The 22,207-nt window shown below is 69.0% G+C and carries 14 protein-coding genes and 2 riboswitches; of the genes, 8 read left to right on the top strand and 6 right to left on the bottom strand.

All coding sequences use genetic code 11. The features are described from left to right. Positions 1–81: 81 nt before the first annotated feature. The 3 genes from gcvP to gcvT form a co-directional block, all read right to left on the bottom strand. Positions 82–3,018 (bottom strand): aminomethyl-transferring glycine dehydrogenase, encoded by a 2,937-nt coding sequence (gcvP, locus tag N4261_RS17505; RefSeq protein ID WP_261756564.1) that lies wholly within the window; start codon positions 3,016–3,018, stop codon positions 82–84. Positions 3,019–3,192: 174 nt separating this feature from the next. Beyond that, the gene (gcvH, locus tag N4261_RS17500) at positions 3,193–3,567 is read right to left on the bottom strand and encodes a glycine cleavage system protein GcvH (RefSeq protein ID WP_261756563.1); all 375 of its coding nucleotides are present in this window, start codon (positions 3,565–3,567) and stop codon (positions 3,193–3,195) included. 118 nt (positions 3,568–3,685) lie between these two features. After that, a complete protein-coding gene (gene gcvT / locus N4261_RS17495; protein WP_261756562.1) occupies positions 3,686–4,810 on the bottom strand; it encodes a glycine cleavage system aminomethyltransferase GcvT in 1,125 nt (374 codons plus the stop codon). Between the two features lie 67 nt (positions 4,811–4,877). After that, positions 4,878–4,996: riboswitch (glycine riboswitch) on the bottom strand. Between the two features lie 11 nt (positions 4,997–5,007). Beyond that, a riboswitch (glycine riboswitch) is annotated at positions 5,008–5,111 on the bottom strand. Between the two features lie 102 nt (positions 5,112–5,213). Between gcvT and N4261_RS17490 the strand changes: the two genes are divergently transcribed. The 7 genes from N4261_RS17490 to N4261_RS17460 all read left to right on the top strand — a co-directional run bounded on the left by N4261_RS17490 (position 5,214) and on the right by N4261_RS17460 (position 17,763). Then, positions 5,214–7,319, top strand: coding sequence for a hypothetical protein (locus N4261_RS17490; protein WP_261756561.1), 2,106 nt, complete (start codon positions 5,214–5,216; stop codon positions 7,317–7,319). Positions 7,320–7,513: 194 nt separating this feature from the next. Next, positions 7,514–9,253, top strand: coding sequence for a hypothetical protein (locus N4261_RS17485; RefSeq protein ID WP_261756560.1), 1,740 nt, complete (start codon positions 7,514–7,516; stop codon positions 9,251–9,253). Positions 9,254–9,421: 168 nt separating this feature from the next. Then, a complete protein-coding gene (locus tag N4261_RS17480; RefSeq protein WP_261756559.1) occupies positions 9,422–10,081 on the top strand; it encodes a response regulator in 660 nt (219 codons plus the stop codon). 257 nt (positions 10,082–10,338) lie between these two features. Beyond that, positions 10,339–11,652, top strand: coding sequence for an ATP-binding protein (locus N4261_RS17475; protein ID WP_435531945.1), 1,314 nt, complete (start codon positions 10,339–10,341; stop codon positions 11,650–11,652). Between the two features lie 150 nt (positions 11,653–11,802). Continuing rightward, positions 11,803–13,362, top strand: a complete 1,560-nt coding sequence (locus N4261_RS17470; protein WP_435532072.1) for a Do family serine endopeptidase — start codon at positions 11,803–11,805, stop codon at positions 13,360–13,362. Positions 13,363–13,595: 233 nt separating this feature from the next. Then, positions 13,596–14,615 carry a site-specific tyrosine recombinase XerD gene (gene xerD, locus N4261_RS17465; protein WP_261756557.1) on the top strand — a complete coding sequence of 340 codons (1,020 nt, stop codon included), beginning with the start codon at positions 13,596–13,598 and terminating at the stop codon, positions 14,613–14,615. Between the two features lie 127 nt (positions 14,616–14,742). Beyond that, complete coding sequence (locus tag N4261_RS17460; protein WP_261756555.1) at positions 14,743–17,763, top strand: hypothetical protein; 3,021 nt, start codon at positions 14,743–14,745, stop codon at positions 17,761–17,763. 189 nt (positions 17,764–17,952) lie between these two features. Here N4261_RS17460 and N4261_RS17455 read toward each other — a convergent pair whose 3' ends face one another. Beyond that, entirely contained in the window at positions 17,953–18,426 is a 474-nt protein-coding gene (locus tag N4261_RS17455) for an Lrp/AsnC family transcriptional regulator (RefSeq protein ID WP_261756554.1), read from the bottom strand. A 114-nt stretch (positions 18,427–18,540) separates the two neighbouring features. Here N4261_RS17455 and N4261_RS17450 point away from each other — a divergent pair, with 114 nt between their 5' ends. Continuing rightward, on the top strand, positions 18,541–19,143 hold the full coding sequence (locus N4261_RS17450; protein WP_261756553.1) for a MarC family protein: 603 nt from the start codon (positions 18,541–18,543) through the stop codon (positions 19,141–19,143). Positions 19,144–19,389: 246 nt separating this feature from the next. Here N4261_RS17450 and N4261_RS17445 read toward each other — a convergent pair whose 3' ends face one another. Further along, positions 19,390–19,977 carry a GNAT family N-acetyltransferase gene (locus N4261_RS17445; protein WP_261756552.1) on the bottom strand — a complete coding sequence of 196 codons (588 nt, stop codon included), beginning with the start codon at positions 19,975–19,977 and terminating at the stop codon, positions 19,390–19,392. A gap of 39 nt (positions 19,978–20,016) precedes the next feature. Next, positions 20,017–22,107: a CHASE domain-containing protein gene (locus N4261_RS17440; RefSeq protein WP_261756551.1), complete on the bottom strand. Its 2,091-nt coding sequence runs from the start codon at positions 22,105–22,107 to the stop codon at positions 20,017–20,019. Between the last annotated feature and the right edge of the window lie 100 nt (positions 22,108–22,207).

Raw genomic sequence — 22,207 nt, 5'->3', positions numbered from 1 at the left:
GGCGCCAAGGCCCGCCGGTCAAGTCAAAACAACACAGGGCAAAAAAGAGGCCGCATCAGCGGCCTCCGTGCAAGCTGCCGATCACGCGTCGGCGTGGTCCTCGTAGGCCGACAGCGGCGGGCAGCTGCACACCAGGTTGCGGTCACCATAAACGTTGTCCACGCGGCCCACCGGCGACCAGTACTTCACCTGGCGCAGCGCCGGCACCGGATAGGCGGCCTCGTCGCGGCTGTAGCCGTGCGCCCATTCGGCCTTGAGCAGGCTCTCGGCGGTGTGCGGCGCATTGACCAGCGGGTTGTCCTCGCGCGGCCAGGCGCCGGACTCCACCCGGGCGATCTCGCCGCGGATCTGGATCATGGCGCCGATGAAGCGGTCCAGCTCGAACTTGGATTCGCTCTCGGTCGGCTCCACCATCAGGGTGCCGGCGACCGGGAAGGACAGGGTCGGGGCATGGAACCCGTAGTCGATCAGGCGCTTGGCCACGTCCTCGGCGGAAATGCCGGAGCTGTCCTTCAGCGGGCGCAGGTCCAGGATGCACTCATGGGCCACGCCGCCGCCCTTGATGCCGTCGAGGTTGCTGCTGAAGTGGATGTCGTAGTGGTCCGACAGCCGGGCCGCCACATAGTTGGCCGACAGGATGGCGGTCTCGGTGGCCGCGGTCAGGCCGTCCTCACCCATCATGCGGATGTACATCCAGGAGATCGGCAGCACCGCGGCATTGCCCAGCGGCGCAGCGCTGACCGCGCCCACGCTGTGGGCCTGCACGGCGCCGGCGCCATAACCCGGATAGCTGCCCATGCCCTGCGCCGCACGGTGAGCCGGCAGGAAGGGCACCAGGTCCTCGACCACGCACACCGGACCGACGCCCGGGCCGCCACCGCCGTGCGGGATGCAGAAGGTCTTGTGCAGGTTCAGGTGGGAGACGTCGCCGCCGAACTGGCCCGGCGCGGCCACGCCGACCAGCGCATTCATGTTGGCGCCGTCCACATACACCCGGCCGCCGTGCTCATGCACCAGGGCGCAGATTTCCTTCACATGGGTGTCGAACACGCCATAGGTGGACGGGTAGGTGATCATGATCGCGGCCAGGTTGGCGCTGTGCTGTTCGCACTTGGCCTTCAGGTCCGCCAGATCGATGTTGCCTTCCTTGTCGCACTTGGTCACCACGACCTGCATGCCCACCATCTGGGCCGAGGCGGGATTGGTGCCGTGCGCCGATTCCGGAATCAGGCAGATCTTGCGATGGGCGTCGCCGCGCGACTCATGCCAGGCCTTGATGACCAGCAGGCCGGCGTACTCACCCTGCGAGCCGGCATTGGGCTGCAGCGAGACGCCCGCATAACCGGTGGCCTGGCACAGCCAGGCGGTCAGCTGCTCGTTCAACTGGGCATAGCCCTGCAACTGGTCCTGCGGTGCGAACGGGTGGACCTGCGCAAACTCGGGCCAGGTGATGGGGATCATCTCGCTGGTCGCGTTCAGCTTCATCGTGCACGAGCCCAGCGGGATCATGCTGCGGTCCAGTGCCAGGTCCTTGTCCGAGAGCTGGCGGATGTAGCGCAGCATCTCGGTTTCGGAGTGGTGGATGTTGAAGATCGGATGCGTCAGATAGGCGCTGGTGCGCACCAGCGCGGCTGGGATCAGCGCGCTGACGGCGTTCGAGGCCGCAAAGGCGTCCGCCACCGGTTTGCCGTCGGCAAAGACGCTCAGCAGCGCCTGCACGTCGGCGCGCGAGGTGGCTTCGTCCAGGGTGATGCCGACGCTGTTGGAGCTGGCCTGGCGCAGGTTCATGCCTGCGGCCACGGCGGCGGCGAGGATCGCGCCGGTGCGGGCACCGGTCTGCACCTGCAGCGTGTCGAACGAGGTCTCATGGGCCAACGTCAGTCCCAGCGCCTTCAGACCCTGGGCCAGCACCGCGGTGTAGCCGGCCACCCGTTGGGCGATGCGCTTCAGGCCCTGCGGGCCGTGATAGACCACATACATGCTGGCCACGACGGCCGGCAGCACCTGGGCGGTACAGATGTTGGAGGTCGCCTTCTCGCGACGGATGTGCTGTTCGCGGGTCTGCAGCGACAACCGATACGCCGGCTTGCCGTGCGAATCGATCGACACACCGACCAGGCGGCCCGGCAGGCTGCGCTTGAATTCGTCGCGGCAGGCCATGTAGGCGGCGTGCGGGCCGCCGGCGCCCATCGGCATGCCGAAGCGCTGGGTCGTGCCGACGGCGATGTCCACCCCTTGCTCGCCCGGGGCCTGGATCAGCGTCAGGGCCAGCAGGTCGGCCGCAGCCACCAGCAGACCGCCGTGGGCATGGACCGCGTCCGCGATGGCCTGCAGCGGACGGATCACGCCGGTCACGCCGGGGTACTGCACCAGGGCGCCGAAGCATTCGGTCTTGCCCGCGTCCTCGGCGCGGCCCACCTGCACGGTGATGCCCAGCGGCTCGGCACGGGTGCGCACCACTTCCAGCGTCTGCGGCAGCACGTCGTCGGCCACGAAGAACACCTGGCTCTTGCTCTTGCCCACGCGGGCGGCCAGGGTCATCGCCTCGGCGGCGGCGGTGGCTTCATCCAGCATCGAGGCATTGGCGATCGCCAGACCGGTCAGGTCGCAGACCATGGTCTGGAAGTTCACCAGCGCTTCCATGCGGCCTTGGGAAATCTCGGCCTGGTAGGGCGTGTAGGCGGTGTACCAGGCAGGGTTCTCCAGGATGTTGCGCAGGATGACGCCCGGCGTCAGCGTGCCGTGGTAACCCTGGCCGATGAAGCTCTTCAGGATCTGGTTGCGTCCGGCAATCGCCTTGAGCTCGGCCAGCGCCTGCGCCTCGGTGACCGCGGCCGGCAGGTCCATCTTCGCGCCGAGCTTGATCGCGGCGGGGACGATGGCGCTGATCAGCGCAGAGCGAGAAGCGGCGCCGATGGCCGACAGCATCAGCGCTTCGTCGGCGGCATCCGGGCCGATGTGGCGGGCGTGGAACTCGCCGGCGTTCTCGAGTTCGGCGAAGGAGGGCAGGGCGGACATGGCGGGATCCTGAAGAGAAGAAGTCATGGGCCGAGGTCGAGGCCTCGGCGCCTGCGGGCGGCGCAGCCCGATTCAACCGGTCACCCCGTCCCGCTCACCGCCAGGCCAAACCTGGGCGGTACGGGACGCGGCGTGGGGCAACTGCGGGCCGGCGCCGACCCGCAGGGGGGAGGCTCAGCTGTTCTTGACGAGGTCGTCGTAGGCGGTGCTGTCCATCAGGGCGTCGAGTTCCGACGGCTGCGACAGCTTGACCTTGAAGAACCAGCCGGTCTTCAGCGGATCGGTGTTGGCCAGCGACGGATCGTCGCGCAGCGCTTCGTTCACTTCGACGATCTCGCCCGACACCGGGGCATAGACATCGGCGGCGGCCTTCACCGACTCGACCACACCGGCCACTTCCTTGGCGGCGTAGGACTTGCCGACTTCGGGCAGGTCGACGAACACCACATCGCCCAGCGCGTCCTGCGCATGGACCGTGATGCCGACCGTGGCGGTGCCGTCACCGGCGATCTCGACCCATTCGTGGTCGGGGGTGTATTTGATGGTCATGGGAAGACTCCGTCGGTTCCGGAAATGAAGGGGGTGAAAGAAGAAGAGGGGACATCGTGGACTGACCCCGGTCTCCCGGCCCGACGGCGGCATGCCGCCCGGGCCGCGGAGGCGGGCCTCAGCCGCGGAAGTATCCGTTGGGCGTGAACGGTGTGGAAGAGACCGTCATCGGGGTGCGCTTGTCGCGCACCAGTGCGAACAGCTCGGTCCCGATCGCGGCGTACGGCGTCTGGACATAGGCCAGCGCCACCGGCTTGCCCACCGTGGGGCCGAGCGTGCCGCTGGTGACCACGCCGACGTCCTGGCCGTCCGCATTGACCAGCCGGGCGCCTTCGCGCACCGGCATGCGTTCGCTGCTGACCAGGCCGACACGCTTGCGCGCCGCGCCGTCGGCGAATTGCCGGTCGATGACGGCCGCACCCGGATAACCGCCGGCGCGGGCACCACCGGCGCGACGCACCTTCTGGATGGCCCAGATCAGTGAGGCTTCCACCGGGGTGGTGGTGGTGTCGATGTCATGGCCGTACAGGCACAGGCCGGCTTCCAGGCGCAGCGAATCGCGCGCGCCCAGGCCGATCGGCTTGACTTCCGGCTGGTCCAGCAGCTTGCGGGCCAGTTCCACCGACCGGTCCGCCGCAACCGAGATCTCGTAACCGTCTTCGCCGGTGTAGCCCGAGCGGGTCACGAAGGTGGGGATGCCGTCCAGCTCGAAGAAGCCACCGGTCATGAACACCAGTTGGGCCACGCCGGGGTTCAGGCGCGACAGCGCGGTCACCGCCTGCGGGCCTTGCAGCGCCAGCAGCGCCTGATCGGGCAGGGGACGGACTTCGCAGCGGCCCGACAGATGCTGCTGCATGTGGGCGATGTCCTGGTCGCGGCAGCCGGCGTTGACCACCACGAACAGGCCGTCGGTGCGGCGGGCGACCATCAGATCGTCCAGGATGGTGCCCTGGTCGTTGGTGAACAGGGCATAGCGCTGCTTGAACAGGCCCAGGTCGAGGATGTCGACCGGCACCAGGGTTTCCAGCGCCGCGGCGGCGTCATCGCCGACCAGCAGCACCTGGCCCATGTGGGAGACATCGAACAGACCAGCAGCCGCACGGGTGTGCTTGTGTTCCGCCATCACGCCTGCGGGGTACTGCACGGGCATGTCGTAGCCGGCGAACGGCACCATCTTGGCGCCAAGTTCGAGGTGCAGGGCGTGCAGGGGGGTCTTGAGCAGGGCGGTGGATTCAGCGGACATGGAACTCGCTCCGAGGGCATTCGTCATGACCACCCCGACAGTGAACCGATCACGCCCGGGGTGGGGATATGCCCTCGCTGTCCGCTTTACCTGAGAGATTGGCCGTCGGTGGTTGACCGGCGGCTTGCCCCTTCGGTGGACGGGCTCGACCGATGGTCCGCCCCGCCTCTCTCCAGTGAGGAACGCCCGACATGTCGGACGTTTTGTCAGTCCTTTTGCCTGAGCGTTCGCAGCTTGGGATCTCCGGTGCCACTGCGCCTTCGGCGGCCCCCGCGAGGGGGCTCTCTCCTGACGGGGCGCATTGTAGTCATGGAATCGATCCGCGCGCGCCACGAACCCGCGCCCCGGGCAGGGCCACACAGCCGCGTCTGCATTTTCCGCTCCGGCGCCGGCGCGAAGTTCCATGCTCAGAGCCTCTTCAGTCCCCTTCAATCCCCACCTCGCCACCGTTCCCGAACGACATGAGCTTCCGGCCGAATACGAGGAGGCGTCGACAGACTTCTCATGGAAACCCTGGCTGGGCGACGGAGCCTTGCGGAATGAGCGGATCAACCATAGTCCGGACATCCGGTTCAATCCGCACCACTTCCTGGAGTTGCCTGCGTCCTGCGCGATTTCACCGTCTCAGGAGTGCGCGGCACTGCTCCCGCCCGGCGCCTCAGCCGTGGTGGCCAATGCCACCCTGCTGCCCGTCGGACTTGGCCTGGGACGCAGCCCGCCGGGCAGCCCGGACGTGCCCGGATCCACCGCGACTGCAGGGAAGACGCTGTTCGGCCATCCCAAGCTGCTGCAACTGCAGGCACCGACCCCTGGCAAGCCGGCCAGCAATGCCGCCTTTGCGGCCGCGCTGCTCGCCCATCGACCCACCGATCTCTTCGTTGTCACCGGGCTGCTTCCCCCACCGGCGTCAGAAGCGGGATCGGCGCGGCTCGGGCTCGATCGCAAGGACAGCGTCACCAACCTCCTTGACAGCGCCTCGGTGCCGTACATCGGCACCGACGACCATCACCGGACGGTGAACCTGAGCTCGCAGTCACCCGACGCGGAGAACCTGACCGGTGCCTTGGCGGTGACTCTCCAAGGCGGAGCGTCCGCGCCGGCGCCCCACGCTCTGCGGACCCACCTGGTGAACATGAACGATCCCGACTGGATCTATCAACTGGGCCGCAGCTTGAAGGTGCTTCAGGTCAAAGGCGAATCCATCGCGCCGGCCGTGGTCTGCCATGACGGCGCCCGCGCCTCCGGCGTGGTCGCCACGGCCATGTATGCGATGCAGTGCCTGAACGACGTCGACGGCGGCCGTCTGCACCTTCGGGACATGGACGAGCTGGTGCAGCACACCGAGGCCTACCTCACCTTGTGCCGTGATCGCCGCAGCCCGGATTTCGGCGCGTCCGAGCATTACCCCAACATGCGCGAACTGGTCCGGGACGTGGGCAAAGTCTGGTCTTCGATGCACGATCCGGCCTCGAGCGCGGTCGATCTGATCCGCAAGCGCGGCCTTGAGCCGCCGGCCCCCGAAGCATCCAATGCGGCCGGCGCACGGTCGGCCGCCCGCTCGTTGCGGCTGAACGTTCGCCCCCCTATGCCCATGCGCAGCCTGTCCGGAACGAGCGCCGGCCAAGTCAGCGTGGATTCGGGTCGCATGTCGTTGACCGAGTCGTCCGCCCTCTCACCCCTCTCGCCGCTCTCACCGCTCTCACCCACCTCGCCCATCTCGCCTATCTCGCGCACTTCGCGCACCTCGCCATTCACGTTCGCACCGACCGCTCGCCTGACCGCGCAGGCCGAGGCCGCCTCCGCCGAGCGCTCTGCCGACCGCGCGGCCGAACGCAAGGCCAACAAGCTGGATCTTGTCCAACAGGAGTTGCAGGCATGGACCGACATCGACGGGAGCCACCACACCCAGGTGCCGCCGCAGATCCGACCGGAGACGCTGATCAGCTGGCTGCCCGGTGGCGGGAAGGACGCCTCTTTGGGCGCCTCTCTCGACAATGTCATTGCGCTGATGACGCAACGCACCGGTGTCGGCGGCGCCGTGCGACGGCGCTTCGACGGTCACCGCGATGTCTCCCTGATGCCGAAGCTCGCGGGCCTGGGCCAGGCTGTCGGGCAGGCGTTCCGGGACGACGTCAAGCTGGAAGGGGGCCCGGACGTCCGTAAACCGGAGGTCTGGAATCGCGGGCTCCACCATGTGGTGTACCAGCATATCCGTGAGAAGTTCGCCCAACTGAGCCCGGCCGAGCAACAGCGATGGTGCGCGCGGGTCGACAAACCCAATGGGCGATTCGCCAGAGCCATGGCCCAGAGCGAGGCGAAGGTGGAGGCCCTGCCGCGCCGGTTCAAGGCGGCGGACGCGGGCAGGCCCAAGAGCAGGGACAGCGCCAGAGGCCATTTCGTGGCGCCGCAGCGAATGAGCGAGCCCGCCATCCGGAGCCAGATCGATGCCACCTGGGTGCCGCATCTGGTGTTGAAGGCGATGCGTCAGGTGGCCCTTGAGCGGGCGTGAGGCGCCCGCCTTGATGCCGGGGCCAATCACCGGACCTGCCGCACGGCAGCACGATCCTTGTCTCACTTCCCTGGGGGATACGCATGTATATCAATAAGGCCTTAGTCTGGCCGTCGGATGTCACGATGACCTCCCAAGACTTGGCGCGTGTGCCCAAACGGACGAGGACGGAACCCTTCGTGGCACCTGAGTCCATGGCCCTCGCTACCGGCCCGATGGTGGTGAACGACCCGGCCCTCAATGCGTCGCCCGAAGTGCTGTTCGATCCCACCCGGTTCCTCACCCTGGATCCCTGGTTCGGCATCGCACCATCGCCGCAGAGCGCCGGGTGGGAAGCGCGTGGCGGGCGGGCCGGCGAGACCGCGCCGGGCCGCGTCCATGCCAGCCACGTCACCCTGGACGGCACCGTCGCCGGGGCTGACGTCCGGTCCTCCCGCACGTCGCTGGCCCCTGGCCTCAACGTGCTGCAGATGCAGGCGCCATCGCCTGACGTGCCGACAGCCCTGGGGGCCTTTGCGGCCGCACTGCTGCAGGAGCAAGTCACCGATCTGTTCGTCTGCACCCAGCCCCAGCCCGACGTACCGCCCCCGCCGGCCGACCAGTCCGACGCCTCGCCTTCTCCGGACGTCGCGCACACCCGCTTGGACGGCATGCGCCATGACCGCTCCCAGCGATCGACGCGGCTGCTGGAGCCGCGCAGGTCGGTCACCGAGTTCATCGGCGCCGATGGTCTCGCGCGCTGTCTGACGATGACCACGTCCCCGCCCACCCGGCAGCGTGAAGTGCCCTGGGATTGGGGCCAGCCCAAGCCCTTCGTCCCGCCGGTCAATCGCATCCGCGCCGGTGAGCTGCAACTGAGCTATCTCCACAAGGAGAATGACGAACGTGTGGATCGGAGCGTGCGCCTGTGGGAGCTGCGGGTGAATGCGCCCCATGCCTGGATGGGCCTGATGCTGAGCAAGATCATCGGACGTGAGGTCGGACCTGGGGTGGGGCTGGAGGCGGGCGCCGAGTGGGGTCGCGTGTGGCACCCCGAGGGCGGCTCGTCCACGGAGACACGCACCGACCGCGGTCGGCGGTGCGCAGCCATCGTCTGCCATGACGGTGCGAGTGATTCGGGCTTGGCCATCGCTGCCCTTCAGGTGCTGCTGAAACTGAAGGCGCTGGATGCGGCGCCGCCGGTGCCCGACGTCGCCCGGGAGGGTACCGATCGGGCCTCACTGCTGGAGGCGCTCCATGCGTTTGTCGCGTCCCAGCGACTGCAGCGCAGTCCTCAGTTCGCGGCGGCCGAAGGGTTGACCTCGCCCGAAGCCCTGGTCGATCGAGCGGCCGAGGTCTGGGCCAGCCTGCAGGGCAGTCCGGAGCGACGCAGCATCCAGATGCTCCAGAGCACATCGCCGCTCATCGAGCCGATCCGCACGGCGGCACCGGAGATTCGGTCGCATGCCCGCACCGCTGAGGCGGGCGACGCCGTCGCGGCCAGCGTCATCGCTTCGGCGAAGCCTCCCGGGACCGGACCTGCGCTGCAGGCCAGGACTGCGGCCCTGCCGTGGCCGGCCACTCGGCGGCCGGCGTCGACGTTGGAGTCCGAGGCCAAGTCTGAGTCCGAGTCTGAGTCCGAGGGCGCGCCCGCCTCGCGCAAGGTGAGGGTGACGGTGGCCGAGGTGCACCAGACGCATGAGGGGTATGAGGCGGTCCGGACCAGCGGCGAGAAGGCGCCTCGGGAGGAGCTTCGACCGATGCTGCGACCGATGTCCATCGACTCCGGCAACGACTCGAGCCAGGCCACGCCGGTGACCTCGCCCCAGCCGCAGGGCCTCGCTCCCACCTTTGCCCTGACGCCGTTTCAGCAGGCGGCGTCCACAGCGTCCCCGGCCATCACCACGGAGCGGCGATCCACCGTCGCCAAGCCAGCGACGCCCGTGGCGGAATGAGTGGTGAGGGCGGCGGCCGGTCTGGAAGTGCAGGGCGGCCTGTCGGTCGGCGCGGGCCTCGCACGGCGATCGGCGCCGGCCGTCGGTCGGCGAGCCTGCGGTGCGATGCCTCGTCCAGACGGCGCCCGGGCCTGAGCGCCGTCGCAGGCAGCAGGCACAATCCGGCGCATGCGACTCCTGCTGGTGGAAGACGACCTGATGATCGGCGAGCAGCTGCTCGAGCTGCTGCGTTCGGAAGGCTATGCGGTGGACTGGGTGCGTGACGGCGAGATGGCCGACACGGCGCTCCAGTCCCAGACCTACGACCTGTTGCTGCTGGACCTGGGCCTGCCCAAGCGTGACGGCATGAGCGTGCTGCAGGCGCTGCGAGCGCGCAAGCAGACCCTGCCGGTGCTGATCGCCACCGCGCGGGACGCCACCGCGCAGCGGGTGGCTGGCCTGGATGCGGGCGCCGACGACTACGTGCTCAAACCCTTCGAGCTCGACGAGCTGCTGGCCCGCATCCGGGCGCTGCTGCGCCGTGCGGCGGGTCGGGCCGAGCCGGTCTATGAGCACATGGGCGTCAGCATCAATCCGGCCACTCGCGAGGTCACCGCCCACGGGCATGCGGTCACCCTGTCCGCGCGGGAATGGGCGGTGCTGGAGCCGCTGATCGCCCGGCCCGGCATGGTGCTGTCGCGCCAGCAACTGGAGGAAAAGCTCTACGGCTGGAAGGACGAGATCAGCAGCAATGCGGTGGAGGTCTACATCCATGGCCTGCGCAAGAAACTGGGCGCCGAGCTGATCCAGAACGTGCGTGGTGTCGGTTATCGGGTGCCCAAGGAATGACGGATTCGCCGCACGCCGAGCCCACCGGGCCCGACCGATCCGCAACATCCACCCCGGCCCCGACTGGCCCTGCGGCGTCGGGACCCGCGCTAGCGCCCGAGCCCGGGCCCGCACCGGCACCGGCACCCGGACCGGCACCCGGACCTGGACCCGGACCTGGACCTGGACCTGGACCTGGACCTGCTGCGGCGACCGCGCCCGCGCCTGCGACCGCGACGTCGACGCTGCCATCGGCGGGCGGGCGCCTCGGCTTCTCGGTGCTGCCCCGTTCCCTGCGCTATCGGCTGCTGATGTTCCTGCTGGGCGCGATGTTGTTGAGCGCGCTGATCCAGGGCATGAGCGCCTATCGCAATGCGCTGATGGAGGCCGACGAGATCTTCGATTACCAGATGCAGCAGGTCGCGCTCTCGCTGCGCGCGGGCATGGGCACCGGGCTGCCGCTGCCGCTCGGAGAGGAGCAGAGCATCGACCTCATCGTGCAGGTCTGGAGCCTGGACGGCACTCCGCTGTACCGCTCCGCCGGGCCGGACTGGCTGCCGCAGCGCGCGGTGCTGGGCTTTTCCACGGTGAACCTGCGCGGCAAGCACTATCGCGTGCTGGCCATCCAGGGCCGATTCCAGGTGGTGCAGGTCGCGCAGGACCTCGCGGTGCGCCAGCGCATGGCCGGCCAGCTCGCTTGGCGCACCGTGCTGCCCACCGCGCTGATGCTGCCGCTGCTGGCGCTGGTGGTGTGGTGGGTGGTGAGCCATGCGCTGGGTCCGCTGGAGCGCGTGCGCCAGCAGTTGGCGCGCCGCGTCGCACAGGACCTGGCGCCGGTCGATGATGCGGATCTGCCCACCGAGGTGCGGCCGTTGGTCGATGAACTGAACGCCTTGCTGGAACGGGTGCGTCAGGCCTTCGAGACGCAGCAGCATTTCGTCGCCGACGCCGCCCATGAGCTGCGCTCCCCGTTGGCGGCGCTGAAGCTGCAGCTGCAATCCCTCAAGCGGGCCCCGGACGAGGAGGGCCGCGCCCAGGCGCTGGATCGGCTGGGGCAGGGCATTGATCGCGCCGGTCGTCTGGTGGAGCAACTGCTGGCGTTGGCCCGCCAGGACAGCGCCAAGGTGCAGGCACCGGCGCAGCCGGTGGCGCTGGATGCGCTGTGCCGGGATGCGGTGGTCGATGCCAGCGCCCTGGCCCAGGCCCGCGGTCGGGACCTGGGGCTGGCCCGCTGTGATCCGGTATCGGTGATGGGCCGGCCGGAGGCCCTGGCGATGCTGATCCGCAACCTGGTGGACAACGGCATCAAGTACGGCCGCAGCCGGGTGGACCTGAGCCTGGAGCAGAGCGGCGGCCAGGCGCTGCTGGTGGTGGAGGACGACGGCCCCGGCATCCCGGACACCGAACGCACCCGCGTGTTCGACCGCTTCTATCGTGCCGAATCCCAGGCCCAGCAGGCCGCCGGCAGCGGCCTGGGCTTGGCGATCGTGCGCAGCATCGCCCAGGACCACGGCGGCAGCCTGCGGCTGGGCCACAGCACCGCGCTCGGCGGCTTGCGTGTGGAGTTGGCGCTCCCCTTAAGAAAGGTCTAAGCCGAGCCGCTCACACTGATGCCATCGATGTTTCGTGACCTCCTGGAGGGAATACAGATGGCTCAAGTGGAAAAGATGATCTCGGCCAAGAAGCTGGTCTGGGCGCTGGCCGCTGCCGGTGTCCTCGGTGTCACTGGCGGCGCACTGGCGATGCGCAATGTGAAGACGTCCGCGGTGGACACGTCGTCCGGCGTGCAGGTCGGCGCCGATGCCGCCACCGGCTCAAGCGCCGCAACGACCGCCGCAACGACCTCCGCAACGACCTTGAATGGCACGAGCGACACGCAGGTCGCCGCCCTCGGCACGACGCAGGCGGCCGCGCAGACGATCCCGCTGTCGACCGCCACCCCCACACCGCCGCCCGCCGGCCTGCCGGACTTCGCGCAGATCGCCGCCACCCAGGGACCGGCGGTGGTCAACATCAGCGTGTCGGGCACGGTCAAGACGCGTGCGTCGCGCATGCCGCAGATCGACCCGGACGACCCGTTCTATGACTTCTTCCGCCGCTTCGGCATTCCCAACGGCCCCGGCGGCCCCGGCGGCAATGGCGACGGGGGCCAGGGTGGCAACCGCCAGGTCCGCGGCCAGGGCTCCGGCTTCATCGTCAGCAACGACGGCATCATCCTGACCAATGCCCATGTGGTGCAGGATGCGCAGGAGGTCGTGGTCAAGCTGACCGACCGCCGCGAGTTCCGGGCCAAGGTGCTGGGCAGCGACAAGTCCACCGATGTCGCGGTGCTCAAGATCGAGGCCAAGAACCTGCCGATGGTGCGGCTGGGCGCGACCAAGGACCTGCGCGTCGGCGAATGGGTGCTGGCCATCGGCTCGCCCTTCGGTTTCGAGAACAGCGTCAGTGCCGGCGTGATCAGCGCCAAGGGCCGCTCCCTGGGCCCGGAAGAAAGCCGCGTCCCCTTCCTGCAGACCGACGTGGCCATCAACCCCGGCAACTCCGGCGGGCCGCTGTTCAATGCGCGCGGCGAGGTGGTGGGCATCAACTCGCAGATCTACAGCGCCTCGGGCGGCTACCAGGGTCTGTCCTTCGCCATTCCGGTGGAGGTGGCCAACAAGGTGCGCGAGCAGATCCAGCGCGGCGGCCAGGTTCAGCATGCCCGGCTGGGCGTGGCGGTGCAGGAGGTCAACCAGGGCTTTGCCGACTCCTTCAAGCTCGACAAGCCCGAAGGCGCACTGGTGTCCAACGTCGAAGAGGGCGGGCCGGCGGCCAAGGCCGGGCTGCGTCCGGGCGACGTGATCCTCAGCTTCAAGGGCCAGGCCATCGTGGGCAGCGGCGACCTGCCGGCCCTGGTGGACCAGTCCAGCCCGGGCGACAAGGTGCCGATGGAGATCTGGCGCAACGGCAAGCGTGAGCAGTTGAGCGCGGTGCTGGGCAATGCCAATGACAAGGCGCGCAAGACCGCCCAGGACGACGACAACCCGGCCGCCTCGCAAGGCAAGCTCGGCCTGGCGCTGCGGCCGCTGCAGCCTGAGGAGCGTCGCCAGCTGGGCGTGCGCGAGGGCCTGCTGATCGAGCAGGTCGGCGGTCCGGCGGCGAAGGCCCAGGTGCGGCCGGGCGATGTTTTGCTGGCGGTCAACGGCACACCGGTGCAGACTATCGATCAGGTTCGTCAGCTGGTGCAGGGCGCCGACAAGTCGGTGGCGCTGCTGGTGCAACGCGGCGGGGACAAGATCTTCGTGCCGGTGCGCATCGGCTGAGATCCCGGTTGCAGGACGATCCGGCGAAGCAGAGACGGGTCGTTGCTCCGAGGGTCCGCGCGTGGTGGCGCGGACCCTTTTTTTTCGTCCGGAAGTTCCTCTGAATCAGCCTCTGAGCGTCCTAGGGTGCTGCCTTCCCGAGCGGTCTTCCGAGTGGTCCTCCGAGTGGTCCTCCGAGCGATCCTCAGAGCATGCGGCCGCATGTCGGCGATGGCGCTGGCATGATGACCGCCATGTCGTCGACCGTTGACTCTTCTTCACCCGTAGTGCCCGTAGCGCCCGTGGTGGCCGCTCCTGCGGATCCCACGGCCCCGGCGGCCAAGACCGCGCCCGTGCCGCCGGCGGACTCCCCGTGGCGTCGAGCCAGCCAGCAAGCCATCGATGCCTTCATCGAGGCGCTGTGGTTGGAAGAAGGACTCTCCAAGAACACGCAGCTCGCCTATCGGCGCGATCTGCAACTGCTGGCCGACTGGCTGGCCGGCACCGACGAGCCGCGCGGCCTGGAAAACACCCGCGAGTCCGATCTCATGGGCTATGCCGGTTCGCGGCATGACGGCAGCAAGGCGACCTCATCCAACCGACGGTTGTCGGTGTTCAAGCGCTTCTTTCGCTGGGCCTTGCGGGAGCGTCGGATCGCTGTGGACCCGACGCTCAAGATGATCGCGGCCAGGAAGCCGATGCGGGTGCCCAAGACGCTGACCCAGGGCCAGGTCGAGGCCTTGCTCGATGCGCCCGATGTCGGCACCGCGCAGGGCCTGCGTGACCGCGCGATGCTGGAGTTGATGTATGCCAGCGGCCTGCGGGTGACGGAGCTGGTGACGCTCAAGAGCGTCCATGTCGGTCTGCGTGAGGCGGTGCTGCGGATCACCGGCAAGGGCGACAAGGAGCGGCTGGTGCCGTTCGGCGAGGAAGCCCATGCCTGGCTGATGCGCTATTTGCAGGAGGCGCGGCCGCAGTTGCTGCGGGCGCAGGGCACCGATGAACTGTTCCTCACCAAACTGGGCCGCGGCATGGCGCGCGAGAGTTTCTGGCGCCTGGTGAAGAAGTACGCGCTCATTGCCGGCATCACCAGCCCGATCTCGCCGCACACGCTGCGTCATGCGTTTGCCACCCATCTGCTCAACCACGGGGCGGACCTGCGGGCGGTTCAGTTGCTGCTCGGTCACGCCGACCTGTCGACCACCCAGATCTACACCCATGTGGCCCGCGAGCGGCTGCGGGCGCTGCATGCGGCGCATCATCCGCGGGGCTGAAAGCGGCAGAGCGGCAGAGCGGCAGAGCGGCACGGCGTCGGCCTGAGCGGGACGGACTGGGGCGTTGGCGAACTGCCCTCGACGGGGCGGGCACCAAGGCGCCAATCCTCCACGTCGGCGCTGCACCATGTCCTACCCCACCCACGCCACGGCCCCTTCGTATTCCACCTTCGGGCCGGCGTTTCCTGATCCCACCCGCTTCGGTTCGCCCGGCCTGTTCCCCGGCCATGGCGTCGCCGACATGCCGCGATCCGTGCTGGGCTTTGAGGGCATTGCACCGCAGCTGATGCAGCACATGCTGCCGCTGGATGATCGATACGGATTCGGCCGGCCCGGCCTCACGACGCTGGCCAACGCCATGACCTATCAGGGAGGCTGGGGAGGCGCGGCGGGCTTGCCATCACCCCTGATGGCCGCGTTGCCTCCAGCAGGGCGCTCGCCTGCGGCGCAGGCCCAGGCCATGGGTTTCTTTGCGGCGTTGCACCAGGAACAGCGCAGCGACATCTCCATCGTCCGTGACACCAGGCTGGGCCCTCCGAACGACCTGATCAGCCAGCTCCATCCGAACGGGGATCCGATCGAATTCCATGCCGGCAACAGCTATGCGGTGGCCTGGCTGGACACCGAGAATCATCAGCGCCACCTGTGCTTCGACATGCAGGGCCCCAACGGGTTCTCTGCCACCCACCGGGTCAAGCTTCACGAAGGTGATGCCAGCAGCGCCCCGGATCAATTCTTGGCCATGCTCGCCCGCGCAAGCCGCAGCGTGCAACAGCAGGCCTGCCATCAACTGCCTGCTGGCCTGGCGGTGGCGGGGCCGGGCGGTGGCGGTCTTGGCTTTGCCGCCTTGGGGCTGATGCGGGAGCTGGGGCATTACAACGCCGGCAGGCGTTACCTTGAGGGGCCTTCCGACTTTGCTCAGTTGCCTGCCTATCGCCGGCAGGTGCATGCGATGTTGGACCGCGGCGCCATGTCGGGCCGTATGTCGGAGTTCCTGGCCACCGCGCCGCAGCACGGCGAGGCCTACGCGCGTGGCCAGCGCGACATGCTGGAGAAATGCCTGGATGTTCTGAATCAGCGCCTTCACCGCTTTGCGGCCGCGGGGAGCCCGGCGCATGGCATGAGCCCTGGGATGGGCACGGGCCCTGGGGCCGGAAGGTGGACGGTCCCTGGAACTCGGCCCGGTCCTGATGCGGGACCGGGACATGAGACTGGCTTTCACCCTGGTGGTGGTGGCGGTGGCGGCGGCGGCGGTTTGGGCTTCCCCATGTCGCCGGCGCCGTCTCAGTTGCCGCGCCGGGACGCTGGGCCTGAGATGTTCCCAGCCGCATTCCGAGCGCCCACACGCGGCGGCCCGGAGATCGTGGAACTGAACCCGGGTGACGAGGCGTCCGCTGGACCTGCCCGGACCGACACCGCGCCGACCGATGGGCCGCCCCCGTTGCCGCCGCGGTCCGCACGTGTGGGCGAGGGCACGACGTCACCCCCTCAGCCCTCGTCCGCCCCCGTGTCGGCGCAGACCCAGCCGCCTGCAGACAAGGCGGCCCGAGCGCACGGCACGCCGGAGCCGGCCCGGGAGCCTGCCAAGCCCAAGAAGACGCCACCGCCGCCGCCCGAGCGCAGAACGCCACCGCGCTCGGCGGCGACGTCGACCCACCCCACCCACGCCACGCCATCGCCCCCCAGCAAGGCGACCGCCGACGCCAAGCCGACTGCCGTCAAGCCGGATCCAGCCGCCCTCAACGCACCGCAGGACCCGCCGCCTGCGAGCACGCCCGCTCGGCCAGGTTCGTCCCCCCGCACTTCAGCGCAGGGGGGCGATGACACCCGGCCCGCCCGGCTGGTGCCCAGGCGCCCCGCGCCGCCTCCGCCTGCCGACACGCCACCGAAGCGGCCCCCGCCCCCCGGCACCCAGGACCACACCGACGGCCTGCCGTTTGGCGCTCGGCCGCCGCAGGCGAAAGGCACCCGACCCGCCCCCTCGTCGCCAACGGGGCGCAGGGCGGGGTCGTCCACCCCGCCACCGGGGCTCCAATCGGGAAAGCCGTCGACGAACGGGCCGATCCACCGTCCGGGCAGCGCGCCAGCCCATGGTCCGGTCGATGCCCGTGCCGCCGGCGCCCATCAGCCTGCACCGGTGTTGATCACGGATGCCGAGAAGCGGACGATGGAGGCGGAACTCTCGATCCTGGACGCCGCGCCCCTCCCCACCGTCGGAGACGACCGGGCCAACCGCACCGACGGCGCCGACAAACCTGGCAGCCACGCATTCGCCACTCAACCTGATGGGTCGACCGTGCCGCCCAAGACGCCGTCGGCACCGCCGCACGCTGCGCAGGACTGGGCCGCTGCGCCTGCCGCCCCACCGGCGGGCTTCGCTGGCTCGGGCCGCTTGGATCCGTCGGAAAAGCCGTCAGAAAAGCCGTCAGAAAACTCGTCAGTGCAGCCGTCAGTGCAGCCCGCCATCAGCAAGGCCGAAAGCGGTGGGGTTCTCCCACCGCTCCCCGGCACCATCGAGGACGCCGCCCCGCCGTCCTCCGGCGAGCCCACCGCGCCGCCGCCCTATGCCGAGGTCGTCTCTCAGCCGGCCCCGCCGGCGTCGCGCTCCGAGTCGTCTGTGGCGTCCATCTGGGCGCCGGGGTCGGCCCGGGGCGCCGTGCTGGCGCAATCACTGAACGAGGTGCTGAGTCAGATGTCGGAGCCCGGAGGACTGCGCAAGGCCTTCGCCACCCGGGTGCTGGGTCGCAAGCCGCAAGCGTTCAACGATGTGCTGAACGCGCAGTTGCTGCCGCATGTGGCGCAGATGCGCGCTGAGCATGCCCGGCGCGCGCCGGATGAGGAAAAGTCCACCCACGGCGAGCGTGCCATCCGCAGCGTGGTGCGCACCCATCTCGCGGCCGGTCTGACCCAGTTGACGCCCGCCCAGTTGGACCGCCTGGATGCGCGCCTGACCTCGAACACTGGCCGCATGGCCACGCTGCGGGACGAGAGCCACCTCATGACCCGCAACAGCCCATCGATCGAGCGCTTCGCGCCCAAGCTTCGCAACATCGCCACCGATGTGATGCTCACCGAGCGAACCTTCCTGGAGGTGCTGGGCGAGCTGCGCGGCCTCACCCCGGTGGACGACGTCGCGAAAGCCGGCTGACGCAAGGCCGAGGACGGCAGGGGCGGGCGGCGGAGCGCCGGGGAGAACCGCGCATCGACCGAGAGGTCGATCTGCGAGGCCCGGGGCGGGCGTCAGGCCTGGGGCCGCGTTGACCGTTGGCGGAGGCGTTGGCGGTGGCGGTGGCGGTGGCAGTGGCGAAGGAATGGGTTCCGTTCGCTTAGGCCCGGTTCAGCCGACCGGCAGCCCCGCGGGCGGCTTGATCTCTTCCAGGCAAATCATCGAGCGCACATCCGCCACGCCGTCCAGTTGCATCAGCTTGTCCGTGAGGAAAGTGGAAAGCGCCTTGAGGTCTCGGGCGACCACCTTCAGCAGGTAGTCACAGTCGCCGGACACGGTGTGGCATTCCAGGATCTCCGGAAAGTCACGGATCAGGGATTCGATCTCACGCACCCGCACAAAGGCCGGCGCGGTGATGTTGAGGCTGACATAGGCGGTGACGCCCAGCCCCAGCGCCTGCGGCGCCACATCCGCCCGATAGCCGCGCAGCACGCCGCGCTCTTCCAGGGCCCGCACCCGACGGAAGCACTGCGGGGCGGACAGATGGACCTGGCCGGCCAGGTCCACATTCGAGATCCGTCCGTCGTGCTGAAGGATGTGGAGAATCTTGCGGTCGATGGCGTCCAGCCCGTGCTTGTCGTTCATGGATGGCGTGTTGGCGAGGATCTTTGACGCATTCTATGAACGGTGGCGCACAAAGCGTGCGTCCGAGAACGACCGCACGCGGTGGCGGCGCTCGCTTCGCGGACAATCGCGGCCATGGATCACAGTTTTCTCTCCGCGCTCATTCTGTTGCTGCTGGTGCTGGACCCGCTGGGCAGCCTGCCGATCTTCATTCCGATCATGCGCAACGTGCCGCGTGAGCGCCGCCTGCGGGTGGCCTTGCGCGAGGTCACCATCGCCTTCAGCGTGTTGCTGGCCTTCATGTTCCTGGGCGAAGGCTTTCTGCGGCTGATGCACCTGTCCGAGCGCTCGCTGGAGGTGGCCGGCGGGGTGATCCTGATCATCATCGCGATCCGCATGATCTTCAGCCATGCCGGCGAGTCCGCCTACGGCGTGGACACCGGCCGCGAGCCCTTCATCTTCCCGCTCGCGGTGCCGCTGCTGGCCGGGCCGTCGGCCATGGCCACGGTGCTGCTGCTGGCCTCGCGCCAGCCCGACCGCATTGCGGAATGGATCGGTGCGTTGTTCACCGCGATGCTGATCTCGTTCCTGGCGCTGATCCTGGCCGACCGCATCCGCAAGCTGCTGGGCGATTCGGTGGTGTCGGCGCTGGAGAAGCTGATGGGCCTGGTGCTGACCGCGATCGCGGTGGAGATGATCCTGGCGGGCCTGAAACGCTACTTCGTCGGCGGCCTCTGACGCCAGGCGCCCGCGGCCAGGCCCGGAGCCCGCACCGCCGACGCTTCAGTCAGGCGCGTGCATGACCGATGAGCCGGACCGGGCGAGCGGCGGGTCCGTGGGCCCAGGGGTCCTGGGGTCGGCCAGTCGTTCACCTCGGTGTTCGTTCAGGCAGGCGCCCAGTCATCGGCCTAGTCTTCGGCCCGGTCATCGGGCCGAACGTCCGCTCGCTCGTCCGCTCGTCCGCTCGCCCTCAACCGCTCGCCCTCAACCGCCCGAGCCGTCCACGCCGCCTGTGGCTTCCGTGCTGCCGGGCGTGCCGGGTTGAGCGGCCTGCGCAGCGCGCCATTCATCGGCCGTCATGCCATAGACCGCACAGTCGTAGTCATACCAGCGTTCAATGCCCCGATAGCGCATGCCCAGGCGCTGCATGACCTTGGCCGAATCCAGGTTCTCGGGATCGCACACCGCCACCAACTGCGGGGCGGCCAGGTCGTCGAAGGCAAAGCTGGCCATCCGGCGCGCCGCTTCCGAGCCGTAGCCGCGACCCCAACGGTCCTGCCGCAGCCGCCAACCGATTTCATGCGGCAGCGCACGGTCCCGGCCCAGGTGCTGGATGCAGCCCGCGCCCACCAGCTCGCCGGTCTCGCGCTCGAAGAAGGCCCACCATGAATAGCCCCATTCCGCCCACCGCGCCTTGACGCGATCGATGAAGTCCTGCGTCTGGTCCAGCGTCTCCGGCTGGCCGGTGAGGTAGCGCATGACCGCAGGATCGCTGTTCATGGCGTTCAGGCCTTGCAGATGAGCATCCTGGAACGGTTCCAGGCGCAGGCGGGGCGTCAGAAGGGTGGTCATGTGAGCACTGTAGACGAGGTGTCGCATCCCTGTCGGCCGTCATGCCCGGGTGCTGCTGCCGGCACGTTGGACATGAGGGGCGTCGCCCGGGGACTCGTCCGCCCGGTCCCTCAGGTCGACGATGACCGGCGGCGCCCCTCCGTTCAGCAGCCGGATGCGACAGCGGCCGCCGCGCTTGCTTTCGTACATGGCCTGATCAGCCAGGCTCATCAACGGGTCCGCCTGGCTGGCGTCGGCCGGGTAGTGGGCCACGCCGATGCTGCTGCCGACCTGCACCACCGTCCCGCTGGAGAGCGTGATGGGCTGCATCAAGCGCCGCAGCACCCGCTCCAGAATCGCCTGGCTTTCCACCCGTCCGCTGACCGGCGACAGCACCAGCACGAACTCGTCCCCGCCCAACCGTGCGGCGGTGTCCGAGGCGCGGATGCCCTCGGTCAGTTGCTGGGCCACCGTCTTGAGCACCTCGTCGCCGGCCTCATGGCCGTGGGTGTCGTTGATCTTCTTGAAGCCGTCCAGATCCAGATAGGCCACCGCCACGCCGTGGTCCTGCCGCTGGGCTGCGGCGAGGGCGTGCTGCAGCCGGTCGCCCAGCAGGATGCGATTGGGCAGGCCGGTGAGCGGGTCATGGAAGGCAGCCTGCTCGACCGATTGCTCATAGGCCTTGCTCTGGGTGATGTCCACCATCAGCCACAGCGACAGGTCCTCATTCACTCCCCCGGGCAGGGCGACGCCGTTGAGGTCGATCCACACCTGGCTGCCGTCCTTGCGCCGCATCTGCAACTGACAGCGGTAATGGCCGCCGGCGCTCAGCGTCGGATAGGCCGTGTGGCCAATCTGCGTGTAGGCCTCGTCATCCAGGTAGAACAGCCGCGCCGGCTGACCGAGCAATTCATCGGCGCCGTAGCCGAAGATCCGGTCCAGCGCCCGGTTCTTCCAGACGATGTGCCGGTGGCGCAGCTTGGCAATGCCGACCAGGTCGTTGTCCAGCATGGCCTCCTGGTCCATCGCCAGCCGCTGCAGGTCGATCGTCATCGCATCCGCCAGCGCCTGCGCCCGTTCCCGGCCGGCCAGCAGCAGCCAGGCGGTGAAGGCGAGCAGGACGGTGAGTGCGCTGCCGGTCAGGCCCAGGCCCCAACCGGCGGCATCGATCACCGTGTGTTCGTACACCAGGGACTGGGCCGCCTCCAGCCGGAAAGCGCGCCCCCCGATCTGCAGCCGTCGCTCGCCGGCGACCATCCGCTCGGCGAAGCCCGGCCGCGCCTGTGGGCGGGCATTCAGGGCCTGGATGCCGGTGGCGCTGTCCAGCAGCAGGTCCTCGGTGCCGTCGCCGTCATCGACGACCAGTCGGAAGTCCACCGGTTCGGCCAGTGACTCGGTGAGTCCGGAGAGAATTTCCTCGGCCACCAGCGGCGCATACAACAGCCCCAGCAGTGCCTGGCGGCGCTGGGCGATGTTGACCGGATCGCTTCCCGCGCGAAACACCGGCACCAGGGTCAGAAAGCCCGGTCCATGGTGGCGGTCCTGCACCAGCGGCACCGGCGCGGACAAGGTCGCATCGCCGGTGTCGATCGCCTGCTCGATGGCGCGGCGCCGGATGGCCTCCGAACCCAGATCGAACCCCCACGCCGGATAGTTCTGCGACAGCGGCTCCACATGGGCGATCACGTACAGATCCGGTGCCTGGCCGCTGGTGCGAACGTTGAACTGTGGCGCCCCGTCGGCGCGTTGGGCGGCAATGAAGGCCTCCAGTTGATCGCGCTTGACCATGGGCGCGAAGCCGAAGCCCCGCACGCCCGGAAATTCGTTGGGCAGGTCGCGGGATTCGACATAGGACCGAAAGGCGGCGCGGTCCACATTGCCATGCAGGGCGGCGATCGTGCCGCGCGCGCCCTTGAGCCCGTAGACCGGCTGGATGAAGCGTTGGGCAATGTCGCGCTGCAGCCGCTCCATCTGGGCGTCCAGCCGCAGATGGGCGGCGGCGATGACGCGGTTGCGGTTCCACAGCATGCCGCACAGCGTGACCGACAAGCCCACCACCAGCACCAGCGCCGCGCCAATGAAGGCCGTCAGCGAGGTGTCGAGGCGGACCTGGGCGGCGCGCGGGGACACGGTCTCGGGGGTCGCGGGCACGGCGGTCGGGACCGCACCGGGCGGCCGGAAGGGGATCAGCCATCCACTGTAGAGCCTGGCTTCGGCGCTGGGCGGCTTGTCCCCCCTCCGGGGCGGGGTT

The organism is Roseateles amylovorans (assembly GCF_025398155.2).
Classification (GTDB): domain Bacteria; phylum Pseudomonadota; class Gammaproteobacteria; order Burkholderiales; family Burkholderiaceae_C; genus Roseateles; species Roseateles amylovorans.
The sequence above is the reverse complement of the archived record's forward strand: the minus strand, read 5'-3'. Positions and strand labels throughout refer to the sequence as shown.